This is a genomic window from Vibrio viridaestus, from assembly GCF_003856525.1.
Lineage (GTDB): Bacteria > Pseudomonadota > Gammaproteobacteria > Enterobacterales > Vibrionaceae > Vibrio > Vibrio viridaestus.
Window position 1 is genome coordinate 98,049 of the sequence record NZ_RJVQ01000007.1, and the last position, 18,430, is coordinate 116,478.

At 41.7% G+C, this 18,430-nt stretch carries 16 protein-coding genes; 14 read left to right on the forward strand and 2 right to left on the reverse strand.

Translation table 11 applies throughout. The features are described 5' to 3' along the window. Nucleotides 1-177: 177 nt before the first annotated feature. Both EES38_RS15530 and EES38_RS15535 read left to right on the forward strand, forming a co-directional pair. Complete coding sequence (locus EES38_RS15530) at nucleotides 178-1,158, forward strand: CobW family GTP-binding protein (RefSeq protein WP_124938131.1); 981 nt, start codon at nucleotides 178-180, stop codon at nucleotides 1,156-1,158. A gap of 283 nt (nucleotides 1,159-1,441) precedes the next feature. Beyond that, a complete protein-coding gene (locus EES38_RS15535; RefSeq protein ID WP_124938132.1) occupies nucleotides 1,442-2,548 on the forward strand; it encodes a GGDEF domain-containing protein in 1,107 nt (368 codons plus the stop codon). Nucleotides 2,549-2,584: 36 nt separating this feature from the next. Here EES38_RS15535 and ylqF read toward each other — a convergent pair whose 3' ends face one another. After that, nucleotides 2,585-3,529 carry a ribosome biogenesis GTPase YlqF gene (ylqF, locus tag EES38_RS15540; RefSeq protein ID WP_124938133.1) on the reverse strand — a complete coding sequence of 315 codons (945 nt, stop codon included), beginning with the start codon at nucleotides 3,527-3,529 and terminating at the stop codon, nucleotides 2,585-2,587. 244 nt (nucleotides 3,530-3,773) lie between these two features. Between ylqF and EES38_RS22710 the strand changes: the two genes are divergently transcribed. The 11 genes from EES38_RS22710 to EES38_RS15595 all read left to right on the forward strand — a co-directional run bounded on the left by EES38_RS22710 (nucleotide 3,774) and on the right by EES38_RS15595 (nucleotide 16,122). After that, a complete protein-coding gene (locus EES38_RS22710) occupies nucleotides 3,774-3,938 on the forward strand; it encodes a helix-turn-helix transcriptional regulator (protein ID WP_369333377.1) in 165 nt (54 codons plus the stop codon). A gap of 744 nt (nucleotides 3,939-4,682) precedes the next feature. Further along, complete coding sequence (locus EES38_RS15550) at nucleotides 4,683-5,423, forward strand: FadR/GntR family transcriptional regulator (protein WP_124938135.1); 741 nt, start codon at nucleotides 4,683-4,685, stop codon at nucleotides 5,421-5,423. A gap of 89 nt (nucleotides 5,424-5,512) precedes the next feature. Further along, nucleotides 5,513-6,706 (forward strand): ABC transporter substrate-binding protein, encoded by a 1,194-nt coding sequence (locus tag EES38_RS15555; protein WP_124938136.1) that lies wholly within the window; start codon nucleotides 5,513-5,515, stop codon nucleotides 6,704-6,706. 63 nt (nucleotides 6,707-6,769) lie between these two features. After that, nucleotides 6,770-7,627, forward strand: a complete 858-nt coding sequence (locus EES38_RS15560; protein ID WP_124938137.1) for a branched-chain amino acid ABC transporter permease — start codon at nucleotides 6,770-6,772, stop codon at nucleotides 7,625-7,627. 1 nt (nucleotide 7,628) lies between these two features. Then, a complete protein-coding gene (locus tag EES38_RS15565; RefSeq protein ID WP_124938138.1) occupies nucleotides 7,629-8,624 on the forward strand; it encodes a branched-chain amino acid ABC transporter permease in 996 nt (331 codons plus the stop codon). Then, a complete protein-coding gene (locus EES38_RS15570) occupies nucleotides 8,621-9,382 on the forward strand; it encodes an ABC transporter ATP-binding protein (protein ID WP_124938139.1) in 762 nt (253 codons plus the stop codon). Before EES38_RS15565 ends, EES38_RS15570 begins: the two co-directional genes overlap by 4 nt. Next, complete coding sequence (locus EES38_RS15575; RefSeq protein ID WP_124938140.1) at nucleotides 9,375-10,070, forward strand: ABC transporter ATP-binding protein; 696 nt, start codon at nucleotides 9,375-9,377, stop codon at nucleotides 10,068-10,070. Before EES38_RS15570 ends, EES38_RS15575 begins: the two co-directional genes overlap by 8 nt. 21 nt (nucleotides 10,071-10,091) lie before the next feature. Further along, nucleotides 10,092-11,357 carry a Zn-dependent hydrolase gene (locus EES38_RS15580; RefSeq protein ID WP_124938141.1) on the forward strand — a complete coding sequence of 422 codons (1,266 nt, stop codon included), beginning with the start codon at nucleotides 10,092-10,094 and terminating at the stop codon, nucleotides 11,355-11,357. Beyond that, on the forward strand, nucleotides 11,350-12,777 hold the full coding sequence (locus EES38_RS15585; protein WP_124938142.1) for an amidase: 1,428 nt from the start codon (nucleotides 11,350-11,352) through the stop codon (nucleotides 12,775-12,777). The genes EES38_RS15580 and EES38_RS15585 overlap by 8 nt, the downstream gene beginning before the upstream one ends. Before the next feature lie 205 nt (nucleotides 12,778-12,982). Then, entirely contained in the window at nucleotides 12,983-13,399 is a 417-nt protein-coding gene (locus EES38_RS15590; protein WP_124938143.1) for a VOC family protein, read from the forward strand. 395 nt (nucleotides 13,400-13,794) lie between these two features. Continuing rightward, nucleotides 13,795-16,122, forward strand: coding sequence for a glucose/quinate/shikimate family membrane-bound PQQ-dependent dehydrogenase (locus EES38_RS15595; protein ID WP_124938144.1), 2,328 nt, complete (start codon nucleotides 13,795-13,797; stop codon nucleotides 16,120-16,122). 46 nt (nucleotides 16,123-16,168) lie between these two features. Here EES38_RS15595 and EES38_RS15600 read toward each other — a convergent pair whose 3' ends face one another. Beyond that, the gene (locus EES38_RS15600; protein WP_124938145.1) at nucleotides 16,169-16,822 is read right to left on the reverse strand and encodes a helix-turn-helix domain-containing protein; all 654 of its coding nucleotides are present in this window, start codon (nucleotides 16,820-16,822) and stop codon (nucleotides 16,169-16,171) included. Nucleotides 16,823-17,074: 252 nt separating this feature from the next. On the opposite strand from EES38_RS15600, the gene glnT reads away from it, so the two are divergent. Further along, nucleotides 17,075-18,412, forward strand: a complete 1,338-nt coding sequence (gene glnT / locus EES38_RS15610) for a type III glutamate--ammonia ligase (RefSeq protein ID WP_243694207.1) — start codon at nucleotides 17,075-17,077, stop codon at nucleotides 18,410-18,412. Nucleotides 18,413-18,430 lie beyond the last annotated feature (18 nt).

Here is an 18,430-nt window from a genome sequence, read left to right on the forward strand (position 1 = left end):
ACATGATTACGGTTCGCAAGCTCACGATATGAGTCACGGGGAAATTTAAAAGGCGCGCTTCTATAGTGCGCCTTTTGCAATGTTTACACGCCTAATTCCTACTCTTATACTCCAACTCTAAGACCGAGCTTTCTCATTCATCTCTATTCGTGTCTGATTTATTCAAGGAGTTTAAACATGTCACAGCGAGTACCTACCAATATTATTACTGGTTTTCTGGGAGTAGGTAAAACGACATCTATCCTAGCTATGCTCAAAAATAAGCCTGAACACGAGAAATGGGCCGTTTTGGTAAATGAGTTTGGCGAAATCGGTATTGACGGAGCTATGCTGTCTGATCAGGGAGCAGTTATAAAACAAGTCCCTGGTGGTTGTATGTGCTGTGCTGTCGGAGTTCCTATGTCTGTCGCGATAACAGCATTACTAAGACAGAAACCAGATAGATTGATTATTGAACCTACTGGGCTCGGGCATCCTAAAGAGATCATCGCGATATTAACATCTGAACAATACTCACCTTATATTCAACTTAAAGCGACGATTGCCCTCACGGATCCTCGCTATCTTAGTAACGAAAAATATCTTAGTAACAGAAATTTTAATGATCAGTTGGAATGTGCAGATGTCGTGATCGGTAATAAAGTCGACTCATGTACTTCCAAAGACATTGATGCTTTCAACAGTTGGGTTACCGATCAAAAGCCAGCTAAGATATTTCATAAAGTCGTGAAGCAGGGGCAAATACCTTTGGAAGTCCTCGACTTAGATAGACGCCTCGTTTTCCGACTCCCTGGTGATGAACAGCATCACCATCATGCTGAGTTGGAGCCTCAATTTCAGTTGGACCCAGGCAAACCTTACGTTAGAAAAGAGAATAGAGGGCAAGGATTCTACAGTTGTGGTTGGTTATTTGGTGCGGAATATTCGTTCAATTTTGATGATATATTTTCTGTTTTTCAGGATATAACCGCTGAACGCGCGAAAGGTGTGATCAATACCGATAGGGGTTGCTATTCATTTAACAAAGTCGCTGGTGTCGTTTCCATTAATGAACTGACGCTAGAGGGGTTTGAATCTCGGATTGAGATCATCGATTCTCAATTGATGCCTTGGGATGAACTTGAAACGATTCTGGTAAAAATTGCTGGGATTGAATAAGTTCGACTAATTATTTTATTTTTTAAGGTACTGATTTATATATTAGTACCTTTTTTATTTTCTCTATCGGTCAGTTCCTCCACGACCTTACTCGTGACCCTGCTTCGTTTATTTTATGAAAACGTTCCCGATGATTTTATCAATATCTACACGGATATTGTGGAATCTTGTTGCTAATTTTAGTGATATTTTTATAATTACTCGGTAATTAAATTTGGAAAGCTTGTCTAATTTTTGTGTCATTTTTACTGACACAAGCTCATGCGTTTAAGAACTGGAATCAATGGATATTCATCGAGTAGTAAACATCTTTAAACAGACAATTGTTGGCGAAAGCTCACAAAATGAATTCCAAAAGGTTCACCATATTCTCTTGGTTCTAACGAGTGGTTTGCTATTTCTGGCAGCACTTTTCAATATTGTGTATTTAGACCTACCTGCATTTTATGATGGCTTCGTCGTTTTGTTAGCGTTTTTCCAGTTAATTCTCTGGTATTACTCTCGTTATAAAAATCAGTTCGTTACAATGGCGAAGCTTTACATCGTATTATTGTACTGCGCGGCTTTGCCTGCTAACTGGTTTATTAACGGTGGCGCTAATGGCCCAACAACGGCTTACTTCTATATAACCGTTATTTATTCAATCGTTATTCTGCATGAGATTCGCTCGCTTAATTGTTTGGTTATGGGGTTAATCGTAGCGTTACCCACGGTACTTCTAGGCTTTGAATATTATTTCCCCGATTGGATTACCCCGTACACGGTCCGAGATCAACGTTATTCCGACCTCATATTTAGCAACATTATTTCTGTGACCATATTGATGGTGATGACGCTGTTATATACAAAAACATTGCGCCACGAGGTCACAAGAGCAAATGAGTACTCTAGACAGCTTAAGCTTATTAGTGAGACTGACTCGTTAACACAACTTAAGAATCGTACCTATGCTATCGCGGCTCTTAGGATCGCTACAATGTCACCAAACTCTCCTCATGTCATATTGCTCGATATAGATCATTTTAAAGCAATTAATGACACCTACGGACATGACATTGGCGATCGAGTGCTACAGAAACTGTCTAATGTGATGCGCAGTTTTTGCAATAAACACGGGGCGGTGATTAGTCGTTATGGTGGTGAGGAGTTTTTAGTCGTGACGTTCTTCCACTCCTTCAATCAAGCGATTGAGCTGGCGGAGCAGCTTCGCGTATCAATACAGGATCTGACCTGGAAAGAAATAACTGAGCATGAAAGAGTTACGATTAGCCTTGGCGTCGCATCACTGAAATCAAATGAAAATTATACTCACGCGATTAAGAGGGCTGATGAGTCGTTATATAAAGCGAAGAGTGAGGGACGGAATAGAGTTTGTACTCTTGAGTGCTAATATAATTAAAAGGCAGCTCGACGCTGCCTTGTATTACTAACGTTTGTTTTTGAGATAGCGTTTACGTCGCTCTTCTTTTCTTTTCGCTTTTTCTTCCGTTTTTCTGGCTTCCTCAAGTTCCACTTCAATTAACTCTTGAGTAATCATTTCCGGTTTTTCAAGCGTAATTGCGCCAATCGTTCCTGAACGCAATTCGTGCAGAAGAATTTCCGATGCTTTATGCAAGTCTATACGCCCACCAGAACGCAGAGCTCCGCGTTTACGACCAATCTCTTCCATCCACTCAATATCTGATTGAGGCTCTTCATCGATTTGGTAACGGCTTTTTAGCAGGTCCGGATATTCAGCAGCAAGATACTCAACAGTATAAAAAGCGACTTCGTCGTATTCCATCGCCGTATCTTTCACCGCACCTGTCGCAGCTAGGCGAAATCCTGAATGGGGATTAGCCACTTTGGGCCACAAAATTCCGGGAGTATCTGACAGAACAATACCATTCTGTAGGTTAATTCTTTGCTGGCGTCGTGTTACCGCCGGTTGGTTGCCCGTTTGCGCAATGGTTCTGCCAGCAAGCGTATTAATGATGGTGGATTTTCCTACGTTTGGAATACCCATAATCATAGTTCTAATATTTTTACCAATTTCTTCTCGGTTTGGCGCCAGTTTACGGCAAAGCTCAAGGATACGATTCACTTCTTGTGGATTTTGTGTCGTAATAGCCATCGCTTTAACGCCGTTTTCCTGCTCAAAGTGTTCAATCCACTTTTCAGTCATATCCGGATCAGCTAGGTCCCGTTTGTTTAGTACTTTTACGACTGGCTTTTCGCCGCGCAATTCAGCGATCATTGGGTTTTCACTGCTAAAAGGAATTCGCGCATCCAATACTTCGATAATCACATCGACTTGTGGGATGGCTTCTTCAATTTCCTTTCTTGCTTTGTGCATATGACCAGGAAACCATTGAATTGTGTTGTTAACCATTTGATTTTATTGCCTTAAATTTTTTGAATATTGGATTTTATAAAATGAGCAACAATATGAATCTATATTGATTTAATGTTACGCGTCTATTGGTATCCAATTTGAAGACTAGCTGCATTATAACATTTACCGATCTATGATTCCTCATTAATCATGAAGTCTAAGTCTGAGATAAATTTCGCTATTGGAGAGGCAAATTATATTCTTAGGGGCGTTTTTAATGAGATTAATTAAAATTGCATAGGTGTGCTTTAAGACCTCTTTGAGTCGAGCAACAGTTTATAGAATGATTAGCGCTTGTGATTTTCCATTATCCCTGAGATTCGTAGTTAGTCGACGTATCTTTTGGGCAGAAGAGGAAATTGATCAGTGGATCAAAGCTCTGGTTACCAATAGATCCCATCAGTGATGTTTTTATTTAAGTATTAACTAAGAGGCCGACTAGCGATATCTATCGTACCTAGAACTCAATTTAGTACTGTATCGTAGAAACTTAGTAGTTACTAATCGTTCTAGAAAGGTATTCCTATATCGGTTTAGATACTATTCGAAGTCTTATAATATGGTAGAGCAAACTGAGTAAAGTCTAGACCTCAATACGAACTGATAGTATTTGAATAAGTAAAGAAACAGATTTGGCTATTTTTCTTCCTTATTCAGTATATCTTTTTATGCTAATTACAGGATCCAAAATAAGAATTACTCGTTTACTGCAAAATATCACACGTCTATACCGTCATTCATCTCCGGGTAATTTAACAAACATTACTGCTGTCATTAACCTTCTTTATAGAGCGGTTATCCACGAACGATTTTTACCTTTTGCGCTTTCTTAATATTGACGAGTCGACATTTCTCGACGACTACTCACTTTCGTTTAGTGTATTAAATGCGTGCAATAGGCACTAAAAATGTGCATTTCTCATGAATTAACTTAGCTATGTTAATTCTATCTACTGTTCGGTTAAGCGATGTAACTAAAAAAATATTATCCTAACAATTTGAATATTATATATATTTTTTTATTTGTTGTATTTTTGTGATCAATTATTACCAGTTGGCATGTGAATTGAATCTTGTATAAAAATAATTAATCATAATTATTTATATTATTATGAAAATTTAAGTTTAATCTGAAATTTGTGTTGAAATTATGCCATTAAAAACGAGAACAAAAAGAAAGCTATCCGATCTGATTGTTGATGAAGTGAAACGACTGATTGTCTCTGAAAAATTAAAACCCGGAGATCGCCTACCAAGTGAAAAAGAACTAATAGAACAATATGAAATATCCAAAGGTACTGTTCGAGAAGCGATGAAAGCTCTTGAGGTAGAGGGGCTTATCAAAACCAAGCCTGGTCCAGGAGGTGGAGCTTGGTTGACTGCTGTGGGCACCGAACCTGCCAGTAGGGCATTACGTAATTATCTGTATTTTAAGCAAACAAATGCTGAAGATATCTATCAGCTACGCAAGTTAGTTGAGGTTGAGTTAGCCGTATCAGTTGTTGGACGGTTAAGTGAAGACGACTTTATAAAACTGCGTGAATTTACCGATGTTTGTGCGATCCGGCCTACAACTGAAATTGAACAGCATCAGCAAAAAGTTGCTGAACTTGAATTTCATAATGTATTAGCAGGAGCCTGTCCAAGTCCAATATTGGGGTTCATGGGGCAATTTCTCAATGAAATCTTAAGAGATATGGTGGTATTGAAAAAATCATATCTAGTCGATTACTACGAATTTACTAAATCAAATGTCGATTATCACTACGAGTTAATCAAGGCGTATGAAGAAGAAGATGCAACGTTGGTCAGGAAGTTAATGTCAGAGCACATGGTCGAGGCTGAAACTCATTTTATTGAGTTAGATGGGCGAATTTCTAAGCAGATGTAAGGAGAAATTCTACTTTAGCTACTGTGTCTGGATGTGATCAATATTGAAAGGAATCAATGTGTAGTTAAAACAAAAGAAGGAACTTGTTAATGGTTTTAAAATACTTAAAAACAACATTAATTGCGTTATCGTTGGCGTCTGTATCTACAGTGGGGGCTGCGGCGGACAGTCCCGTAACTATATATGGCGTAAAGTCTATGTCTGGTGGTTTTGCAAGTTATGGGAAATTTGCAGACATGGGATCAAAACTGGCTGTGGAGTCTTACGGTTCTATTTTGGGTCATAATCCAGACTACAAAGTCATCGATACAGAGGGTAATGCAGGGAAAGCGCTGCGCAAAGTTCAAGAAGCGATTAGCCAAGAAGGTGCAACATTTTTTGATGGTGGGACATTATCGTCAACCTCATTAGCGTTAGGAAAAGAAGTGAACAAGGCTGGCGGAGTTTTTTTTACTCCTGCCGGCGCTGACGAACTGACTGGCGTTGATTGCAACAAATCAACTTTTCGTTGGTCGGTTCCGACCTACGGAGCAATAAGAGAAACAGTGGCAGCTTTATACAAAGCTCACCCAGAAAAAAAACGATGGTATACAATCACTCCTCAATATGTATTTGGTGAAGCCTTATTGAAAAATGCAAAAGAAGTCTTCAACCAACTAGGTATCGAACATGTTGGCAACAGCTATCATTCATTACAGGAACAAGAATTTTCTGGCTACTTAACTAATGCTATGGCAGCAAAACCAGACGTATTATTAATACTTAATTTTGGTGGCCAGTCATCGAATACTTTGCGTCAGGCGGTCAACTTTGGACTGAAAAATAAAATGACCATTCTAGTCAGCTGGTCATCAGGGCTAGATCAATTCCAAGAGCTTGGACCTGATATTACTTCTGGAGTCTATTTTGGTGCGCAGTACTGGCATACGGTTGATACTCCTTTCAATAAAATGCTAGTTAAGGAAGTCAAAGCAAAATACGGAATCACACCTAATTATCCGTTAGCGGCAGACTATACGACAACAAAGATCATGCTTGATGCGATCGCTAAGGCTGGTACAACCGACTCCTCTGCGGTTATTAAGGCATTAGAAGGCATGACATACGATGGCCCTACAGGAAAAGAATCTATTCGTGCAGCGGATCATCAAGTCATTAAAAACTACTACTTATTAGAAGGTAAAAAAGCATCAGAAATGAAAAATTCAGATGACTATGCAGACATTGTTAGTTATGGACAATCGTTCCCATCTGAATCATCTCTAGAGTGTCATTCGATGTAGATCTGCTGTGCCACTCACTGAATTCATTGAGTGGCACAAACTTAAAGATAATTCGGAGCATATATGAGTCTGTATTGGTTTCAAATCCTAAACGGTGTTGGTTTAGGTATGATCTATTTTCTAATTTCCGTTGGATTGACAATTATTTTTGGATTGCTGAATTTTGTTAATTTTGCTCACGGTGCATTTTATTTGCTAGGAGCTTATTTTAGCTACACGGTGGTTTCCTACACGGGCAATTTTTGGTTAGCTTTATGTTTAGCACCTATTGTAGTGGCATTGTTCGCTTGGGCCTGTGAAAAGGTGCTTATAAAGCGAGTCTACCACCTACCTCATACCTATCAAATATTGGTCACCTTGGGGATGGCACTGATTATTCAAGAGTTGTGCATTTCTATTTGGGGACCTATTGGGAAAAATATTTCAGCACCCGAATCATTGAATGGTGTGATTCAATTGGGGGATTTTTTCTATCCTGAATATCGTTTATTTGTGATTGTTTTTTCTTCTCTAATAGCTATTTGTGTATGGCTATTACTCGACAAAACCAAATTTGGTGCCTTAGTTAGAGCTGGAAGTGAAGACGCCGAAATGGTTTCTTTACTCGGTACACACACATACAAACTGTTCGCTATCACATTTGCTTTAGGTGTTGGTCTGGCTGGTTTAGCTGGCGTTTTAGCCGCACCAATTCGAGGTGTTCATCCATTTATTGGCCCTGAGATCCTAGGACTAGCGTTTGTCGTCGTAGTGATTGGTGGGATGGGGTCATTCGTCGGAGCATTAGTTGGTGGGCTGCTTGTAGGTCTAGTTCAAAGTTTAATGGCAACCGTATGGCCACAAGGCGCAAGCTTGATGATTTATGGGGCGATGGCACTCGTGATTCTTTTGAGACCTTATGGCTTATTCGGGAGGGCATAGTATGAGAAATGAAAATTCAGTGTTTGGCGGTATAACATGGATAGCTATCGCGCTATTGATTGCAATGCCATTGTCTCTTCCTTCCGCAACACTTGCGACTGAGATTGTGATCTTTGCGTTGGCGGCTTTGGCTTGCAATATTTTGCTAGGTTATGCTGGGTTGCTGTCATTTGGACAAGGTATTTTTTTCGGCGGTGGTGCTTACGCCGCTTCCCTTGCAATGCTTCACTTGCATGTTGGTATGATTCTCGCACTAACCATCGCTATTGTTGTCGGCGGACTCTTGGCATTTATAGTGGGTATTATGTCTATCCGTCGAACCGGTATTTACTTTGTAATGTTGACGCTTGCGTTTACGCAAATGGCATATTTTCTTGCCTATACCTTCAGCGACTGGACTGGTGGAGATAATGGGTTGTTGGATGTACCAAGACCTGATCTTAGCGTTTTTAACTACCAAGTTGCTAACTTGAGTAGCAGTGAATCATTCTATGTGTTTGTTGCTGTACTTTTCGCTGCGGTGTTTATATTTTGTCGTCGTATTATCCAATCGCCATTTGGTACGACCCTTATAGCCATTCGAGAAAATGAAGGCAGAGCCTCCGCTGTGGGGTTTTCAACTAATCACTTTAAGTTACTAGCATTTGTTTTATCTGGAGCTATTACAGGTATGGCAGGTGCTCTTTATGCAATGTTGATTAATTTTGCTCCTCTTTCCAACATTGAACTCGGAATGTCAGAGAACATCCTCATAATGACCATAATTGGTGGGACAAAGTCATTGCTTGGATCACTCCTAGGCTCGGGATTGATAGTAACCCTTGGCGATGTGCTTTCTTCAATTTGGCCTCGTTGGTTAATGGCATTAGGAGCTGCATTGATCGCCGTTGTTTTGTTTATGCCTGATGGCCTGTGGGGTGGGATCACTGCACTAAAAGAACGAGCGAAGAAACTGAAAAAATCGAAGTCAGTTAACGTATCGGAGGTCTTGAAATGAACCATGATTATTTGCTTGAAACTCAAGGTTTAGGCCTGAACTATGGTGCTTTTGCTGCAGTTGGCGATGTAAACCTAAAAATTAAGCAAGGTACCATTCATACAGTTATTGGCCCAAATGGTGCAGGTAAAACATCGTTGTTTCATTGTTTAACTGGGGAAAGAAGACCTTCCCGAGGTAAGATTTTTTTTAACCAAAACAATATTACGCTATTACCCGCAGACCGAAGAGTTTCTAAAGGGATGGCCCGTTCATTTCAGGTTACGAGTCTATTTCAAGAGCTCTCAGTATATGAGAACTTGAGAATAGCAGCGCAAGGCCGAGATGGATTGAAAGCTTTGAATTTTTGGATTTCTAAAGATAAATGTACCCAACATCGCCGAAAGGCTGAAGAAGTTTTAGCAAAAATTCAATTAGATAAGGTGGCCGACAAGCTAGCAGGAGAACTCTCCCATGGTCAGCAACGCGTTTTAGAAGTTGGGATGGCACTTTGTGGGGCACCTAAATTATTGCTATTGGATGAACCAACCTCTGGGATGGGGGTAGATGATATCCCTGTTATGACTGATTTGATTGCCGAGCTGGGCAAAGAACACACAGTCATACTCATTGAGCACAATATGAGGTTGGTCATGTCTATCTCTGACCGAATTACGGTCATGCATCAGGGCAATATTCTGACAGAGGGGACTCCAGATGAAATCAGGGCCGACGAACGGGTACGTAAGGCGTATTTAGGGGAGAGTGGTAGTGAGTAGTCTAAATCTTCGTAATGTTCATGCCTATTACGGTAAGAGCCATATATTGAACGGCATATCACTGGCTGTAGAGCAGGGGGAAATTACCACGTTATTGGGTCGCAATGGTGCTGGAAAGACCACGACACTCAAAACAATTATGGGAATTGTGAAAGCCAAACAAGGGCAGATATTAGTCGACAACACTGAAATTGTCGGTAAAGAAATCTTTGAGATAGCCCGGAATGGGGTCGCTCTTGTGCCCGAGCATCGGGGTATCTTCGGCATTTTAACTGTCGAAGAAAATCTAAAAATTGCGATAAATAAAAAGAGTCAATGGCAACTCGAAGACATCTACGCGATGTTCCCAAGGTTGAAAGAACGCAGAAGTAACGGAGGCAATGCTTTATCCGGCGGTGAACAGCAGATGCTAGCTATCGCCAGAGCATTACTGAACAATCCCAAATTCTTGCTTCTGGATGAACCGACAGAAGGATTAGCGCCCGTTATTGTCGATGAAATTGTCCGCATTCTAGATGAAATCCGTTCGGCAGGTGTTGGAATTTTGCTCATAGAGCAAAATTTGTCGGTGTGTGAAAAGCTGGCAGACAAACATTATGTCATCGAACTAGGAGACATCGTATATCAAGGTTCAAGCGAGGAGTTTATTACTCGCGAGGATGTCAAAGATCGTTATTTGGCCGTTTAATGCCAAGGAGAGGTTAATCGTATGGAGTCAACAATAGAAACAATCGAATTACAGACAGTCAACGCGCAAAGGCTGTGGGACAGTTTGATGATTCATGGTCAAATTGGAGGAACGGCCAAAGGCGGACTGAACCGCCTTGCTTTGACCGATTTAGATAAGCAAGGGCGAGAGCTGTTTATTCAATGGTGTAAAGAAGCGGGCTGCAGCGTTGAGATTGATGAAATTGGCAATATTTTTGCTCGAAGGGCAGGAACGAATAATCAATTGCCACCTGTCATGGTTGGATCGCATATTGATACACAACCGACGGGTGGAAAATTTGATGGTTGTTTTGGGGTCATGTCTGGTCTTGAAGTCGTGCGCCGCTTGAATGAACTTAAAATAAAGACTGAGGCACCAATTGAAGTTGTTGCTTGGACCAATGAAGAAGGCGCTCGATTTCCTCCATGTATGATGGGATCTGGTGTTTTTACTGGAAAAATCACTTTAGATGAAGCATTAGACACCAAAGATAGCGAAGGGATTTCAGCAGGCGAGGCCTTACGGTCTATAGGATTTAATGGGAAAAAAAATCATAAAGGGCATAATGTTAAGGCGTACTTTGAAGCTCATATTGAGCAAGGTCCTATTCTTGAAGATAAAGAAACCCAAGTTGGCATTGTTATCGGTGCTTTAGGGCAAAAGTGGTTTAATGTTGAAATCATAGGTCAAGAAGCGCATGCCGGACCGACGCCAATGTATTTGCGAAAAGATGCGAGTTTGGCTGGTGCAGAATTACTCATGTATATCAATCAACTGGCAGTTGAATATGGGCCTCATGGGCGTGGTACGGTTGGATGCTTTGACGTTTATCCCAGTTCACGAAATGTCATTCCTGGAAAAGTATCGATGACCATAGACCTACGGCATTTGTATGAATCGGAACTCGACGCGATGGTTAAAAACTTGATTCAGAAAATAGAGTCGTTACAAACAAAATATGGTGTAGATATTTCATTTGTACCAACGGCAGACTTTATTCCTGTGGAGTTTAACGACGAATGCGTTGACAGTATTCGCAATATGGCTGAGGGTCTTCGTTACTCGCACATGGATATCGTCAGTGGAGCTGGTCATGATGCCATATTTCTTTCTGAAGTAGCCCCAACAGGAATGATATTTGTGCCTTGTGAAAACGGGATTAGCCACAATGAACTTGAACGAGCTGATAAGGCTGATTTAGCTGCTGGCGCTTCAGTGCTATTGAATACGGTGCTTAAATTTGCCGGGAGAGTAAACGATGACTGAAGGATACGAACAGGCAACAGAAGTCACCAAAATGACAGCCGTCCAACTGGGCGAGCTATATAAAAGTCGGCAAATATCTCCAGTGGAGGCGACAAAGCAATTCCTCGACAAAATTGAAAAGTTTAATTCCAGCGTTAACGCATATTGCCACGTAGATGAGGCGTTTGCACTAAAGGCTGCCAGAGAATCTGAGCAGCGTTGGGTTGAAGGAAAGCCGTTAAGTCCAATTGATGGAATACCAAGCTCAATTAAGGACTTAACGTATGTCCAAGGTATGCCAAATCGCAGTGGCTCCTTAACCTCACAAACTCAGCTTGCCAATGTTGATGCTCCTTTTACGGCGAGAATGAAGGAGGCTGGAGCCGTTATCCTTGGTAAAACAACGACGCCGGAATTTGGTTGGAAGGGCGTCACGGACAGTCCTTTAACTGGTATAACAAGAAACCCCTGGAATCTTAATTGCACATCGGGAGGATCGTCAGGTGGAGCGGCTGCAGCGGCGGCTTTAAATATGGGCATTCTACATCAGGGAAGCGATGCTGGCGGTTCGATTCGAATTCCAGCCAGTTTTTGTGGCGTTTTTGGAATTAAACCCACATTTGGCTATATTCCACAGTGGCCCGCGAGTGCCATGACGACGCTTTCTCACTTGGGGCCAATAACCAGAAGCGTTGATGACAGCATGTTAATGATGAACGCAGTGGCTAAGCTTGATAATCGAGACTGGTATTCTCATCGGCAGCGCCATGGACTGTGGCAAGCATCTGAAACGTTTTCTTTGAAAGGGCTGCGTGTGGCTTACAGTCCAACACTCGGCTATGTCGACGTTAACCCAGACGTGCAAGCTTGTATCGAAGGTGTTGTCCGATACCTTGAACAATCTGGGGCTGAGATAACAGAAATAGACCCTGGATTTGAAGATCCCATCGATACTTTTTCGACGCTGTGGTTTGCCGGTGCCGCTAAAGTTGTCGATGGAATGTCTAAGGATATGCAATCCAAGCTAGACCCTGGATTTCTGGAAATTGGATTAATGGGGAAAGAGATTGATATTGTCGAGTACATGCGAGCTACCGATAAAAGGGCTGAACTAGGCAAGGAAATGCAATTATTTCATGAGCAATACGACTTGTTAGTGACACCAACGTTGCCTATAACAGCATTTGAAGCAGGAAAGAATACGTCAGAGCCATCGCAACGCCATTGGATGGATTGGACACCATTCTCTTATCCATTCAATCTGACGCAACAGCCAGCCTCTTCGGTACCATGTGGTCTTGTCGAGGGTCTACCAGTTGGAATCCAATTGATTGCAAATCGTGGAAACGATTTATTGACGGTGAACGTTGCAAAAATTATTGAGGAAAAGTTTGGTTTAGAGTGTTTGTGTAAACCAAAATTTCATAATAGAGAAAGTTGATAGTAATTTTTGCAAAAAAGCAGAGTATAGAGTCCCTGCATTAGACAGTAACGAATGAATGTGGCGAATAATTAGCTTGTAATAAATTTGTAGCGCTCAGATAAATCGATGCTAAGGTATTGCCGATATAAGCATAGCTATTCGATGCCACATTCAAACTTTTACCTTTACCTTCCAACAAACCAATGCGCTCCAAGGACTTATAATGCAGCAAAACATTGTACACATTGCTCTAGTTGTCAAAGATTACGATGAAGCAATCGATTTTTACGTCAATAAGCTTAAATTTGAATTGATTGATGACACCTACCAACCAGAGCAGGATAAGCGATGGGTTGTCGTTGCGCCGCCCAATTCTCATGGCGTGACATTACTTTTAGCGAAAGCGTCGAAGCCGGAACAACATGAGTTTATTGGGAACCAAGCGGGTGGCAGAGTATTTTTGTTTTTAAACACCGATGATTTTTGGCGAGACTATGAGCGAATGAAATCGATTGGAATTAAATTTATCCGCGATCCTAAAGAGCAGGACTACGGAACCGTTGCTGTATTTGAAGATCTTTATGGAAATCTCTGGGACTTGCTTCAACTCAACCCAGATCATCCGATGGCAAAAAGATAAGTAGCATCGATACGAATTTCAGATAATTCTCTCACTTCTAGCTTCGAATTTTTTGCGCTTTATAAAATTCAAACGATTTAGGGCCGGTACTCTAAATCGTTTCACTTAACCACTGTTTATCTTTTGTTCACCTTGTAATGAACCGTCTTCCATTTATTTTTGAAAAATGTACATGGTATTCGGCTTGATGAGTATTTTTTACCGGGGCGAGTATCATTGTACATGTATTTAATGACGTAATTTTATACAGCATTTCATTTTGTAAAATTATAATAATTTGTTTCTTATGGTTTTTTATTTTTAACTACCTCTTAATTTACCTATTGTTTCATTTTTTGCATGCAAATTGCTTTGGTTTAAAAACCTAAATATCAAAAAATGGATAGGAGATATCAATGAAGATATTTGCCATCTTGGCGGCCATTGTCGGGTTAGCACTCACGGTTGGCGGAGCATATCTTATTTCACTTAGCGGCAGTTGGTATTATTTAATTGCTGGTCTACTTCTTCTCACTAGTAGCTATTCTGGATTTAGAAACCGAGCGAATACACACATTTTATATAGTGCACTTCTCGTTTTTACTGCGGTTTGGTCTTTCTATGAGTCTGGTTACTATTGGTGGGCGCTAGCACCTCGACTAGGATTATTCTTAATTATCGCGATACCACTGCTAGTTGCATTTTCTACCCCAAAGTATTCAAGACTACTGAGTTCTGGGGTGTGGGCACTTGTTGCTGTTTTTTTGTTAGGTAGTTTAATCAATAATCCAACAGACAAACAGGGAGATTTACCAGACAAGATAGTGAATCACTCTGCCAACTTAGGCAACTCCCCCGAAACTGATTGGTATGCCTATGGACGCTCGAATATGGGGCAGCGATTTTCGCCATTAGATAATATTACGCCTGACAACATCAAAGAACTGGAACAGGCTTGGGTTTATGAGACAGGAGATAAGAAAGGGCCACAGGATGTCGGTGAAACGACTTATGAAGCAACGCCTCTTAAAGTTGGAAATACGTTATACCTATGTACGCCGCATAACTGGGTAGTTGCATTAGATGCGGATACCGGTAAAAAGCAATGGGTATACGATGCGAAGGTGCCAACTGAAATGCAGCGTCAACATCAGACCTGTCGTGGTGTATCTTACCAGCCACCGCAATCTGGAGATGTTCATGAGGCTAAAATACAAAGTTCACCATCTGAGGAACTCGATCCGGTTCGTTGTGATGCAAAAATCTTTTTACCAACATCTGATGCGCGATTAATTGCGCTTGACCCTGCTACAGGCGCTCGCTGTGAGGAGTTTGCTAAAGACGGCGTATTGGATTTGACGCGTAATATGCCGTTTAAGCAAGCGGGTTATTACTATTCGACATCACCTCCTTTAGTCTCAAACGGTGTCGTCGTCGTTGGTGGTTCAGTTAACGATAACTATGATGTGAATTCCCCTTCCGGTGTGATACGCGCTTATGACGTTGATACCGGGGAGCTGAAATGGAACTGGGATGCAGCTAAGCCTGATCAAACAAAACCAATTTCTCAGGGTGAAACGTACACCGAAAGCTCACCGAATAGTTGGTCCGTTGCTAGTGCTGATGAAAAGCTCGGGTTGTTGTATCTTCCAATGGGTAACCGAACACCCGATCAGTTAGGTATGTACCGTACACCTGAAGAAGAAAAGTACTCAACGTCAGTAGTGGCATTACACATTGATACGGGTAAGGTAGCTTGGGTACAACAGTTTATTCATCATGATCTCTGGGACATGGATACACCTGCTCAACCTGTCTTGTTTGACATGCAGACGTCAACAGGAAAGCAGCCGGCGCTAGTTGTACCGACCAAGCAGGGAGATGTTTATGTTCTAAACCGTGAGACCGGAAAGCCCATCATTCCAATCAAAGAAGTTCCTGCCCCTCAAGGCACTATTAAGGGTGACCACGCGTCTCCAACCCAACCTAGTTCAGAATTAAACTTCAAACCTAAAAAGTTAACGGGTGCGGATATGTGGGGAGCGACACCAATTGACCAAATGATTTGTCGTATTCAATTTCATTCGCTGCGTTATGAAGGTCAATACACACCGCCATCTACTCAGGGAACTTTAGTGTATCCGGGTAACTTCGGCGTCTTTAACTGGGGGAGTGTAGCGGTTGACCCAGAGAAGCAAGTGATGTTTGGTATGCCGCTATATCTTGCATTTGTATCTAAGCTTGTACCAAATGATGGCTCAGATAGAGGTCCTGTGAATACTGGTGAACATGGATTAAACTCAAATACTGGTGGTCCTTACTCTGTGTCGCTGAGTCCGTTTCTTTCACCATTGGGAGTACCATGTCAGCAACCGCCATGGGGTTACGTTGCAGGTGTTGACTTGAATACCGGTGAGAAGGTTTGGCAACACAAAAACGGGACGATTCGTGATATGACACCTTTACCACTCAAAATTAAGTTGGGTATGCCCGGTATTGGTGGGCCAGTTATTACCCGTGGTGGTGTCGTATTCATGGCCGCTTCACTAGATGACTATATTCGAGGCTATGATCTAACTTCTGGTAAGCAGATCTGGGAAGCTCGATTACCCGCAGGGGGGCAGGCGACACCTATGACTTACCTCAACAGTAAAGGTGAGCAGATGGTAGTACAGGTTGCTGGAGGACACGGCTCTCTTAATACTACGATCGGTGATTATGTGGTGGCCTATAAACTTAAATAAATGAAAAGGTCGGGCTATCTGCCCGACCTTTCTGATTTAAGTTTGTTTAATTTTCGTCGTCGTGAACAATAAACGACAGTAACTTGATGGGGACTTTTTGTAATTCTTCTGGCCCATGAGAAATCGAAGAGTCAAAAGACAGTGAGTCGCCAGGCTTCATTGAATAAAGATGATTTCCGTGCCTGTAGAGAATCTCACCTTCTAAGAGATAGATAAACTCTTGTCCACTGTGAGAAAACGTGGGGAAAATTTCACTTTCATCATCCATCGTGATTAAAAATGGTTCGTAATATTGCTTTTCACCACGGCTATAGCTCAGTAATTGATAAGTATGCCCCTTTTCTGTACCACGCCTTACGACTTCCATTCCCTGACCCGCCTTTGTCAACTGGGCACCACCTTCGGGACGGTCATAGTCGGCGAATAGTTGTGAAATAGACAGTCCAATCGCATCGCATAGGCGACTTAATGTATCCAAACTTGTAGACACCTGAGCGTTTTCAATTTTACTAACCATGCCCTGGCTGAGTTTTGCAATTCTGGCAACGTCGGCAATCTTCAGATCTTGAGCAATACGCTTACGCTTAACCTGCATCGCAATGTAGTCCTCTAGCTTAAGACGTGGACTCGAACGTTTATCTGAGCTTATCTCGCCCTCATTTAGTGCGCGAACGTGTCTAGATGGTGCGTCTTTGTTCATGGAAAGCCTCAAATCTGGATGATTGGCGCCATAATAACACGCCTTTTTCCTTCATTAACACCGTTTAAATCAATAAATTGCACTGGTGGGAAAAATATTTTCTTATTGAGAAAGTATTTGGCAAGCATTTTGCTTTCCTGATAATAAATAAAAATTCCCACAGGGAAAATAACAATCCTTCTCAACATCCGTAAGCTGTTGAAAAAGAAATGAGAGAAAGGACTTCAGCTCAACAAATTCAAAAGGAGTAATATGATGCATACCGATAAGGTAAATAGTTTTCTCAAAGAGAACGATATCAAGTACGTGCTCGCACAGTTCGTTGATATCCATGGCGTTGCGAAAACAAAATCGGTACCAGCTAAGAACATTTTCGATGTTGTCGAAAAAGGGGCTGGATTTGCAGGCTTTGCCGTCAGTGGCTTAGCGATGGAACCTCATGGACCTGATTTCATGGCGCGCGGAGATTTGTCATCTCTAAGTATTGTGCCATGGCAACCAGGTTACGCAAGACTTGTCTGCGATGGGTATGTAAACAATGAACCACATCCTTACTGTTCTCGAGTTGTATTAAAGGATCAGATTAAGAAACTCGAATCACGAGGATGGACATTGAATACAGGACTTGAGCCTGAGTTCTACCTATTTAAAAAGGGTGACAATGGTGAAATGTTACCGGTCGACCAATCGGATAATTTGGCAAAGCCTTGTTATGACTATAAGGGCTTATCTCGCTCAAGAGAATTCCTAGAGCGGTTAACAGAGTCATTAATGGAAGTGGGTTTTGATGTTTACCAAATCGATCACGAAGACGCAAATGGTCAGTTTGAGATTAACTATACCTACGGTGACGCATTAGAGTCTGCGGATAGATTTACGTTTGTACGTATGGCTGCAGGCGAAATTGCAAACGATATGGGAATTGTATGCTCGTTTATGCCGAAGCCGTCACCAGATAAAACGGGTAGTGGTATGCATTTTCATTTGTCTGTGAATGACAAAGACGGCACTAATATATTCCATGACGACAGTGACCGAAATGGCATGGGTTTATCAAAAACAGCTTACCATTTTGTCGCTGGTATTTTAGCTCATGCCAAAGCCATTTGTGCGTTTTCAGCCCCAACCGTTAACTCATACAAACGTTTAGTTGTTGGTGGTAATGACTCTGGTGCGACTTGGGCTCCTGCATACGAATGCTACGGGGACAATAATCGCTCTGCGCTGTTACGAATTCCTTACGGGCGACTTGAATTTCGTCTACCTGATTCTGGCTGTAATCCGTATTTAGTTCACGCTGCTCTTATTGCTGCTGGATTGGACGGTGTAGAAAGGGAGTTGGATCCCGGCGAGCCGATGAACATCAATTTGTATGATCTTAACCTAAACGAAATTCTTGAGAAGAATATTCCTATTTTGCCGCAAAATTTGGGTGAAGCCATAGAAGCTCTCGAGAAAGATACCATTTTTGTTGAAGCGATGGGTAAGGACATTGTCTCTGAGTTTATTAATGTTAAGCGCAAAGAGTGGATTGAATACTCTCGGTATGTATCTGATTGGGAAGTGCGTAAGTACGCTGAGTTTTTCTAACCCAGACTCACATGAATT

Bases quoted from the DNA above. Each gene is read 5' to 3' on its own strand.
- EES38_RS15535 (WP_124938132.1), top strand. From the start codon at position 1,442: ATGGATATTCATCGAGTAGTAAACATCTTTAAACAGACAATTGTTGGC.
- EES38_RS15565 (WP_124938138.1), top strand. From the start codon at position 7,629: ATGAGAAATGAAAATTCAGTGTTTGGCGGTATAACATGGATAGCTATC.
- ylqF (WP_124938133.1), bottom strand. From the start codon at position 3,529: ATGGTTAACAACACAATTCAATGGTTTCCTGGTCATATGCACAAAGCA.
- EES38_RS15570 (WP_124938139.1), top strand. From the start codon at position 8,621: ATGAACCATGATTATTTGCTTGAAACTCAAGGTTTAGGCCTGAACTAT.
- EES38_RS15585 (WP_124938142.1), top strand. From the start codon at position 11,350: ATGACTGAAGGATACGAACAGGCAACAGAAGTCACCAAAATGACAGCC.
- glnT (WP_243694207.1), top strand. From the start codon at position 17,075: ATGATGCATACCGATAAGGTAAATAGTTTTCTCAAAGAGAACGATATC.
- EES38_RS15560 (WP_124938137.1), top strand. From the start codon at position 6,770: ATGAGTCTGTATTGGTTTCAAATCCTAAACGGTGTTGGTTTAGGTATG.
- EES38_RS15590 (WP_124938143.1), top strand. From the start codon at position 12,983: ATGCAGCAAAACATTGTACACATTGCTCTAGTTGTCAAAGATTACGAT.
- EES38_RS15580 (WP_124938141.1), top strand. From the start codon at position 10,092: ATGGAGTCAACAATAGAAACAATCGAATTACAGACAGTCAACGCGCAA.
- EES38_RS15530 (WP_124938131.1), top strand. From the start codon at position 178: ATGTCACAGCGAGTACCTACCAATATTATTACTGGTTTTCTGGGAGTA.
- EES38_RS15600 (WP_124938145.1), bottom strand. From the start codon at position 16,822: ATGAACAAAGACGCACCATCTAGACACGTTCGCGCACTAAATGAGGGC.
- EES38_RS15595 (WP_124938144.1), top strand. From the start codon at position 13,795: ATGAAGATATTTGCCATCTTGGCGGCCATTGTCGGGTTAGCACTCACG.
- EES38_RS15550 (WP_124938135.1), top strand. From the start codon at position 4,683: ATGCCATTAAAAACGAGAACAAAAAGAAAGCTATCCGATCTGATTGTT.
- EES38_RS15555 (WP_124938136.1), top strand. From the start codon at position 5,513: ATGGTTTTAAAATACTTAAAAACAACATTAATTGCGTTATCGTTGGCG.